A 9,105-nucleotide genomic window follows, 5' to 3' on the forward strand; every position below is an offset into this window, starting at 1 on the left:
CACCGCGCTCTCTGCGGCGCACCCGGCGATCTTGACCGCCTTTGCCGCGCGTTCGGGCCGGGTGTCGGCGATGGCCGCCACCTCGATGCCCTTCATGCGCGCCACCTGCGTGACGATGTCCGTGCCCATCTCGCCGCAGCCGATCAGGCCGATGCGCACCGGTCGGCCTTCCGACGCCCGCTGTTCCAGATCGCGCGCAAGGCCGGTAAGCGCCACATTCGTCATTCGAACTCCTCCTCATTTGGCGCCCGAAAGGGAAGTGACCGAACGCCGATTGTCAATTGGCCTTAAGCTGCACCGGAACAGGACTGTTTTTCTTGATATCTTTCAGAACGAGGTTGGTGCGCACATTGGCGATGCCCGGCAGGCGAAACAGAAAATCTTCGAGAAACCGGTTATAGGCGGCCAGGTCCCGGCACACGACGCGCAGATGATAATCCGCCTCTCCCGTCGTGGAGTAGCAGTCGAGCACTTCGGGCCGCCGCCGCGTCTCGGCGATGAACGTGTCCACATGCCGGTGATCATGCCGCGTCAGCGACACATGCACGATGGCCTGAAAACCGAGCCCCGCCTTCTCCACGTCCATCAGCGCCGCATATTGCGTGATCAGCCCCGCTTCCTCCAGCGCCTTCACCCGCCGCCAGCAGGCCGAGGCAGACATGCCCGCCCGGTCCGCCAGCTCCTGGTTCGAGAGCCGGCAATTGGCCTGAAGCGCATCCAGAAGCTTCTTGTCCTGTTCGTTCAGCTTTTCGGGCATAGGTCCAATTCCTGAAAAATTCTCCGATACACCCGTATATATCGGACAATCCTTCCAGAAACCAAATTCCAATCGCCAAATCTGGCACAAAATTCCACCCCTGCCGGTTTAGAATTCTTCCAGTCTGCACTGGAGGAACTGCATGACCGTCCAACCCAAGGCTGGCGAACTCGCGCGCTATCAGCTCGAGGACCGCTACACCCAGGAAAAGGGCCGCGTCTTCATGACCGGCACGCAGGCGCTCGTGCGCGCCGTGCTCGATCAGGCGCGCCGCGACCGCGCGAGCGGCCTCAACACGGCAGGTTTCATCTCCGGCTATCGCGGATCGCCGCTGGGCGCGCTCGACCTGGAGTTATGGAAGGCGAAGGGCCGACTCGACGCCGCCCGCATCGAATTCCTCCCCGCCGTCAACGAGGATCTCGCCGCCACCGCCGTGCTCGGCAGCCAGCAGGTGGAGACCAACCCGAAGCGCGAGGTCGAAGGCGTTTTTGGCCTCTGGTATGGCAAGGGCCCCGGCGTCGACCGCTCGGGCGATGCGCTGAAGCATGGCAACGCCTATGGCTCCTCGCCCCATGGCGGCGTTCTGGTGGTCGCCGGCGACGATCACGGCTGCGTCTCCTCCTCCATGCCGCACCAGTCGGATGTCGCCTTCATGTCGTGGTTCATGCCCACGCTCAATCCGGCCAGCGTGTCGGAATATCTGGCTTTCGCCGAATATGGCTACGCGCTGTCTCGCTTCTCAGGCATGTGGGTCGGTTTCAAGGCGATTTCCGAAACGGTGGAATCGGCAGCCTCCGTCGACATCCCACTCCCCCGCAGATTCGAGACGCCCGATTTCACCCCGCCTCCCGGCGGGCTCCACTATCGCTGGCCGGACCTTCCCGGCCCGCAGATCGAGGAGCGCATGGAGGCGAAGAAGCACGCCGTTCTGGCGTTTGCCGAAGCCAACCCCATCGACCGCCACATCTATGATGTGAAGGATGCCCGTTTCGGCATCGTCACCACCGGCAAGGCCCATCTCGACCTGATGGAGCGCTGCGCCTTCTGGGCATTGGCGAGGCCGAATGCCGGCAGCTCGGCATCGACATCTACAAGATCGGCATGGTGTGGCCGCTCGCCCGCCGCGCAGCACTCGACTTCGTGAAAGACAAACAGGAAGTCCTCGTCATCGAGGAGAAGCGCGGCATCGTCGAAAGCCAGTTCAAGGAATATTTCTACGACTGGCCCGGCCACAAGCCGCACGCCATGGTGGGCAAGCGCGACGAGGATGGCGAACGCCTCGTGCCGTGGACCGGCGAGCTTTCGCCGCGCCTGCTTCTGCCCATCGTCGCAAGGCGGCTCGAAGGCATTTTCCCCGGCAACGGTTTTGTGGAGCGCGCTGAAAAGAGCCTTGCCACGCCAGCCATCTCGCTTCAGGTGGAAGGCGCGACCCGCACGCCCTATTTCTGCTCCGGCTGCCCGCACAACACCTCAACCAAAGTGCCGGAAGGCTCGCAGGCGCTGGCCGGCATCGGCTGCCATTTCATGGCAAGCTGGATGGACCGCGAAACCACCTCGCTGATCCAGATGGGCGGCGAGGGCGTGAACTGGGCAGCCTCCTCGCTCTTTACCGGCAAGAACCACGTCTTCCAGAATCTCGGCGAAGGCACCTGGTATCACTCCGGCTCCATGGCCGTGCGGCAGGCGATTGCCGCAAAGGCCAACATCACCTTCAAGATCCTCTACAACGACGCCGTGGCCATGACCGGCGGTCAGCCGGTGGACGGCCCCGTCAGCGTTCAGGCCATTGCGCATTCCTCACGCGCCGAGGGCGTTGAGCGCATCGCGCTCGTCTCCGACACACCGGAAAAATTCCAGCCCGGCGAGCTGCCGGCAGGCACCACCATCCACCACCGCCGCGAACTGGATGCGGTTCAGCGTGAGCTGCGTGTGGTGAAGGGCGTCTCGGTCCTCATCTATGAGCAGACCTGCGCCACCGAAAAACGCCGCCGCCGCAAGCGCGGCCAGATGGAAGACCCGAAGAAATTCGTCGTCATCAACGACCTCGTCTGCGAAGGCTGCGGCGACTGCTCGGTGGAATCCAACTGCCTCTCCGTCGAACCACTCGAAACCGAGTTCGGCACCAAGCGCAAGATCAACCAATCGTCCTGCAACAAGGATTTTTCCTGCGTAAACGGCTTCTGCCCGAGCTTCGTCACCATCGAAGGCGCAACCCGCAAAAAGCGCTCCGGCATGGAGATCGATCTCGCGCAGCTTGCCGCCGATCTGGCCGATCCCGAGCTTCCGGCGCTCGACACCCCCTTCGACCTGATGATCACCGGCGTGGGCGGAACCGGCGTGGTCACCGTCGGCGCGCTCATCACCATGGCCGCGCATCTGGAGGGACGCGGCTCCAGCGTCCTTGATTTCACCGGCTTTGCGCAAAAATTCGGGCCGGTGCTCTCCTATGTCCGGCTGGCATCCTCTCCCGACGCCATCCATCAGGTCCGCATCGACCGGGGTGCAGCCGATGCGCTGATCGGCTGCGACATTGTCGTGTCGTCCTCCCCCAAGGCCTCGGCCAGCTACCGCCCCGGCATGCGCGCTGTGGTGAATCTCGCCGAGATGCCCACTGGCGACATCGTGCGCAAGCGTGATGCGAGCCTTCGCGTCGACCAGCGGCTTGCCGCCATCGAAGGCGTGACGGGCAAGGATGCGCTCGCTGCCATGGACGCCAACCGTCTTTCCGAAAAGCTCATGGGCGACACGGTGTTCGCCAATGTCATGATGCTCGGCTTTGCCTGGCAGAAGGGCCTCGTGCCCGTTTCGCTCAACGCGCTCACCCAGGCCATCGTGCTCAATGGCGTCGCCATTGAGAAGAACCACCGGGCCTTCCTCATCGGCCGTCTGGCGGCGGAAAAGCCCGACGCGCTGAAGGGCCTGCTCGACCCGAAGCCGCAGACGGATGGAACGCTTGACGAGATCGTCACCCGCCGCGAAGCTTTCCTGACCGACTATCAGAACGCGGACTATGCCGCGCACTACCGTCGCCTCGTGGATCGCGTGCGTGATGCCGAGGCTCCGCTTGGCGGCGATGCCGTCAGCCGCGCCGTCGCCCGCTCGCTCTTCAAGCTGATGGCCTACAAGGACGAATACGAGGTCGCACGCCTGCACACGGAAACGGGCTTTTCCGCGCGCATCGCCGGTGAGTTCGAGGGTGACTATCGCATCGTCCATCATCTCGCCCCGCCCTTTCTCGCCTCCGGCACGGATGCGCGCGGGCGACCATTCAAGCGCCAGTTCGGCCCGTGGGTGCGCATGCCCTTCCGCATGCTCGCCCGCATGAAGCGACTGCGCGGCACCGCCTTCGATCCGTTCGGCTACACGGCGGAGCGGCGCATGGAGCGCGACCTGATCGGCTGGTACGAGGCACATGTGGAGAAGGCGCTTGCAAAACTCGACGCCGGCAACGCGGCAGAACTGGGCGAGATCCTTGCATTGCCGATGCAGATCCGAGGCTACGGTCCGGTCAAAGAGGAAGCAGCCAAGCGCATCCGTTCCGAGATGGAGGCACGTCTTTAGGCCCAGCCTGAAGATTTGCCCTCTCTCCCCTCTTCCCACCCCGCTCTTTCGTCATCTTCGGGCCTAACCCGAGGATTCATGCCAGAACGCCGAAGGCAAAGCCCGGCCTCTCAAAGAATGCGCTTCGTTTTCCACGCCTGTACCAATGTCCACCGCAACAGCATGGATCCTATGGTCAAGCCATAGGATGACGAGGGAGACGACGGATGCTTTCCATGGCAACCGAAGAGTCTAGCGCAAACGCTCATGAAACGCGCTTTGCGCCCGGTTTCTCCACTCCGCGCAAACTTCCCGTAAGGCTTTGAAATAAAACAGTTTCAAAAAATCTTTTGACCTTCTTGTCGTCCCATTTGCTTGCTCCGGTCCGCCGCCTGTGCAAATAGCATCAGTTGAAGATATTCTGAGAGGTCCCCAATGACTGCCATCACCCGCCGTACGCTTGGTGCACTCGCCCTTTCCGCCGCCTTTGTCGGATTTGCACTACCGTCGCAGGCTGCAGACAAGATCAATGTCGGCATTCTGTCGCTCACATCTCATTCGCCCAGCATCATTGCCGAGGCGAAAGGCTATTTCGAAGCGCAGGATCTCGAGGTCGAGTTCGTGTCTTTCCAGGCCGCGCAGCCCATGGCGGTTGCCATCGCATCGGGCGATGTCGATTTCGGCATGACAGCCATTTCCGGTGGCCTGATCAGCCTTGCCGACAAGGGCGTGGTCAAGATCATCGGCGGAGCCCTGCAGGAAACGCCCGAGATCGACGGCCAGAAGATCCTCGCCTCCAGGGCCGCATACGATGCCGGCGTGAAAACGCCCGCCGACCTGAAAGGCCGCAGCTACGGCATCACCACCACCGGTTCCTCCTTCCACTACATGGCACACAAGATCGCCGACAAGGAAGGCTTTGACCGTGCGGAGATCCAGGTGAAGCCATTGCAGAAGGTGCCGGCCATCATCGCCTCTCTCAAGAGCGGTCAGATCGATGCATGGTCCATCGTGCCCAACATCGCCGGCGCACTCACCAGGGGTCCGGAAGTAGTGGAGATCGGCAAAGTCTCTGATTACATCGACAATTATCAGGTCACCACGGTGTTCACCTCGACGAAGAATGCGACCGAAAAGAAGGAGCTGGTCGAGCGCTTCCTCACTGGCCTTTCCGAGGGGATCAGCGATTACAACGCCGCCCTCGTCGACAAGTCCATGAGCGAGGAAGACACGGCCGCAATCGTCGAGATGATCCACAAATATGTCTATTCCGACCAGCCGCTCGAAAAGGCCGATCCGCGCATTCGCGCCGGCGCGATGCGCATCAACGAAGGTGCGGCGCTGAGCATCGCCAGCGTGGAGGACCAGCTTGAGTGGTTCAAATCCGAAGGCCTCGTGCCCGAAGGCGTGACGATGGATAAGCTGGTCGACACCAGCTTTGTGGAAACCCGCTAACAATGAAGCCGCCCCGGCTCGCCGGGGCAGCCTTTCTGGATCGATGCAGCTTCTTCTCAGAAACATCACCCATCATTATGGCGGCAGGACCGTCCTCGACGACATCTCGCTCACGGTGGATGATGGAGAGATCGTCTGCATCGTCGGCCCCTCGGGCTGCGGCAAGTCCACGCTTCTGCGCATCGCCGGCGGACTGGAAAAGCCCGATGAAGGTCAGGCGCTTCTTTCCGGACCCGAGCCGGAAGGCTCGCTCAATCCGCTGACCTACATCTTTCAGGATTTTGCCCTTCTTCCCTGGCGCAGCGTGGAGGGCAATGTCAGCCTCGTTCTGGAAGATCACGGCATCGCTGCAGCCGAACGGCGTACCATCATCGCCGATGTGCTCGCGCGCACCAATCTTTCCGATTTCGCGAAGGCCCTGCCCCGGCAGCTCTCCGGCGGCATGAAGCAGCGGGTGGCCATTGCCCGCGCGCTTGCCGTCAAGCCGGCCATCATGCTGATGGACGAACCCCTTTCCGCGCTCGACAGCCAGACCCGCGAACTCCTGATGGACGATCTCGTGGCGTTATGGACCGCGAGCGCTTTTCAGCCTGCTACGTCACACACAACCTCAACGAGGCCGTGCGGCTTGGCCGCCGCATCATCGTTCTGTCTCGCCGGCCGGGACGTATCCGTGACGTGGTCGAGATCGACATGCCGCTTGCAGAGCGTGTCGACCGGCTGGCGGAGCTCGAAACCCTGCAGCGCCGCGTCTGGGACATCATGCGTGAGGAAGCCCGCGAAGCCGACCGGGAGATCGCCAATGTCGCATGATGCCACGCGCGATGTACCCGTCGCCGGTGCCGGTGTTTCCGAAACAGGCGGGCAGCGACCGGTGCCCTTCCGGGGCGGGGGCTTTGTCCACCGTCCGCTGGGCCCAGTCGCGCCGCTCGTTTTCCTCGCCATTCTCGCTGTCTGGGAGCTCGGCTCGCGTTCAGGCTTCATCAGCTCAATTGCCCTGCCAGCCCCTTCCGAGGCGTTCGGTGCGCTGGGCGATCTCTTCCAGACGGGTATGCTTTGGAAACATCTGGGAGCCAGTCTCTACAGGCTCATTGTCGGCTGGACGCTGGGCAGCCTGCTTGGCATTGCGGTCGGCCTTTTCATCGGCCTCTTCTCCCTTGCCCGCGCCGGCCTTCTGCCGCTTGTCTCTGCCCTTTTTCCGGTCCCCAAGATCGCGCTCCTGCCGCTCTTCATCATCTGGTTCGGCATTGGAGAGGGCTCCAAGGTGGCGACCATCCTCTTCGGCACGTTCTTTCCGACCGTGATCGCCACCTATGGCGGGGTGGACAATGTCGACCGCAATCTCATTCGCATGGGCCAGTCCTTTGGCATGTCGTGGCTTTCCATCGTGCGCAAGATCATCGTGCCGGGCGCGATGCCCGCCATCCTTTCGGGCTTTCGCATCTCGCTTCCATCGCCATTGTTCTGCTTGTGGCGGCAGAGATGATCGGCGCTGAATTCGGCGTCGGGGCCTATATCCTGATGGCCGGTGCGCTTTTTGCCCTCGACCAGCTTATCGCTGGCGTGGCGCTTCTCTCCGTCATCGGCCTCATCATTGCGTGGCTGATCGGCAAGCTTGAAAAGCGCCTTCTTTCATGGCGAACATGAGGGTTCGCGCGGGTTTTGAAAAAAGTCCCTGCAAATCGACCGAAGGGCGCTTGTCAGCGGAAAATCTCGTGCTATAACCCACGCGCTTCCGGCGGAGAACCAACCCCGCCACCGCCCGCAGAAATCTCTGTCCCGGCAATGTGAAGCAGGGTTTGCCCAGGTAGCTCAGTTGGTAGAGCAGCGGACTGAAAATCCGCGTGTCGGTGGTTCGATTCCGCCCCTGGGCACCATTCTTGCCTAGATAATCCCTATAGATCAATTCTTTAACAGATTTATCTGTGAATCTTGACGTGCCTGTCGTCAAGCCCTGTGTCATATATTAAACCTCCTAGGTGGGACGCCAGTGTGGCGGCTTATTGTTTTAGGGCTGCCGTGATTTCCGGAAGTTGGTTTTTCGAAATCCGCAGGACGACATTCATCGAAATCAGTTTTGAAACGATGACGAAATTGTTTATGCCGTTAACTTGACCCTATGAGGAGAAGAAGATGTTTGAATTTTTAAAACGGCGCAAGGATAGATTCAACATAATTCCCACCCAACCGAAACCACGGATAGTGGCACCTATATTACCCGAAGCCTTCAAAAATCCGATGGGCGCTTTGTTTTATTACAATGCTTTTGGGATGAATCCGATCGAGCTTATCGAGGAATTTGCACGTAACGATTTGGAACCTGATCCTAATATTGCAATTAACTTTATAGGACTGAAAACACCAATTGATGTCTACCCCCCAATCTTGGAAGCGCAACGAGGAACCGTTGAAGCCCCACCGTCACCAGGAAATTGGCACGCGGATATCGCAGAATGGGCGTCTGCATTTCACGCGGTTAAGAAATCAGGAGATACTTTCAGAATTATTGAACTCGGATGTGGATGGGGATGCTGGCTAGCTAACACCGGTGTGGCAGCGCGCAGCCTAGGTAAGTCGGTGAAATTGCTGGGCATTGAAGGGGATGCAAATCACCTGCTGAATGCCAAAAAGACGTTAGAGTTAAACGGCTTTACGGACATCGATTTCAAGCTTTTTAACGGTGTAGCGGGGCCGGGTAAGGGCAAGGCAATTTTTCCTAACTTTACAGCTGGTGAGGCGGCTTGGGGCGGTCAGGCTATATTCTCGCCTTCAACTGAGGAACTCCAACAAGCTGAAAATGATCCATCAAAGCAAATTTTGGACTGCTATACCCTTGACGCGGTTTCCGATGGCGAGGTCATTGATCTATTGCACATTGATATTCAGGGTGCGGAAGTAGATTTTGTGGAGGGTAATTTCCAAGAAGTTTCGGGCTTAGTTCGCAGGGTTTTGATCGGCACACATTCGAGAGCTATCGAGGGCCGATTGAGCGATATATTCCTTAGCGCAGGTTGGAAAATGGAGATGGATCGACCCGCAGTCACGCCGATCACAGATGGTGTTCCACATGTGGCTATCGATGGCGTTCACCTTTGGGCAAATCCAAGACTGATTGAGCTGTAAGAATGTCGCGCTGAAGCCCTCGCGATCGCGCTCTCCGGGCATTTAGATCGAGCGGGGTTTGCACCCGCTTTGAACCGGTGCAACGAACTGCTTTCGGGAATTGAACGCGACCATCACTCATCCACCGATCGAACATTCATGGCTTGCGGTTTGGCACGCTTAAATTATTTGGCGTGAAAGTGAAAAATCCGTTCTTTCAGCCAGTGTTCGACCGTGATGACCTGCTCCGC

General features: G+C 59.8%; 3 protein-coding genes, 1 tRNA gene and 4 pseudogenes. 6 read left to right on the forward strand and 2 right to left on the reverse strand.

Features of this window, described 5'->3' with window-relative positions; all coding sequences use genetic code 11:
• A pseudogene (locus tag JCM21793_RS27700) lies at nucleotides 1-225 on the reverse strand (homoserine dehydrogenase); the annotation flags it as partial.
• A gap of 52 nt (nucleotides 226-277) precedes the next feature.
• A complete protein-coding gene (locus tag JCM21793_RS21785) occupies nucleotides 278-757 on the reverse strand; it encodes an Lrp/AsnC family transcriptional regulator (protein WP_036541401.1) in 480 nt (159 codons plus the stop codon).
• Nucleotides 758-899: 142 nt separating this feature from the next.
• Here JCM21793_RS21785 and JCM21793_RS27705 point away from each other — a divergent pair.
• The 6 genes and pseudogenes from JCM21793_RS27705 (at nucleotide 900) to JCM21793_RS29385 (ending at nucleotide 8,875) form a co-directional block, all read left to right on the forward strand.
• Nucleotides 900-4,318, forward strand: a pseudogene (locus tag JCM21793_RS27705) (indolepyruvate ferredoxin oxidoreductase family protein).
• A gap of 414 nt (nucleotides 4,319-4,732) precedes the next feature.
• Nucleotides 4,733-5,752: an ABC transporter substrate-binding protein gene (locus JCM21793_RS21795; RefSeq protein WP_025031713.1), complete on the forward strand. Its 1,020-nt coding sequence runs from the start codon at nucleotides 4,733-4,735 to the stop codon at nucleotides 5,750-5,752.
• 43 nt (nucleotides 5,753-5,795) lie between these two features.
• Nucleotides 5,796-6,565: pseudogene (locus JCM21793_RS27710) on the forward strand (ABC transporter ATP-binding protein).
• Nucleotides 6,555-7,399, forward strand: a pseudogene (locus tag JCM21793_RS27715) (ABC transporter permease). The pseudogenes JCM21793_RS27710 and JCM21793_RS27715 overlap by 11 nt, the downstream one beginning before the upstream one ends.
• A gap of 154 nt (nucleotides 7,400-7,553) precedes the next feature.
• A tRNA-Phe gene (locus JCM21793_RS21810) sits at nucleotides 7,554-7,629 on the forward strand.
• Between the two features lie 256 nt (nucleotides 7,630-7,885).
• Complete coding sequence (locus tag JCM21793_RS29385; protein ID WP_155983513.1) at nucleotides 7,886-8,875, forward strand: FkbM family methyltransferase; 990 nt, start codon at nucleotides 7,886-7,888, stop codon at nucleotides 8,873-8,875.
• The last annotated feature ends 230 nt before the right edge of the window (nucleotides 8,876-9,105 follow it).

Source organism: Nitratireductor aquibiodomus NL21 = JCM 21793, assembly GCF_000615975.1.
GTDB classification, from domain to species: Bacteria; Pseudomonadota; Alphaproteobacteria; order Rhizobiales; family Rhizobiaceae; genus Nitratireductor; species Nitratireductor aquibiodomus.

Coding starts and splice junctions, on each gene's coding strand:
- JCM21793_RS21785 (WP_036541401.1), bottom strand. CDS start 757: ATGCCCGAAAAGCTGAACGAACAGGACAAGAAGCTTCTGGATGCGCTT.
- JCM21793_RS21795 (WP_025031713.1), top strand. CDS start 4,733: ATGACTGCCATCACCCGCCGTACGCTTGGTGCACTCGCCCTTTCCGCC.
- JCM21793_RS29385 (WP_155983513.1), top strand. CDS start 7,886: ATGTTTGAATTTTTAAAACGGCGCAAGGATAGATTCAACATAATTCCC.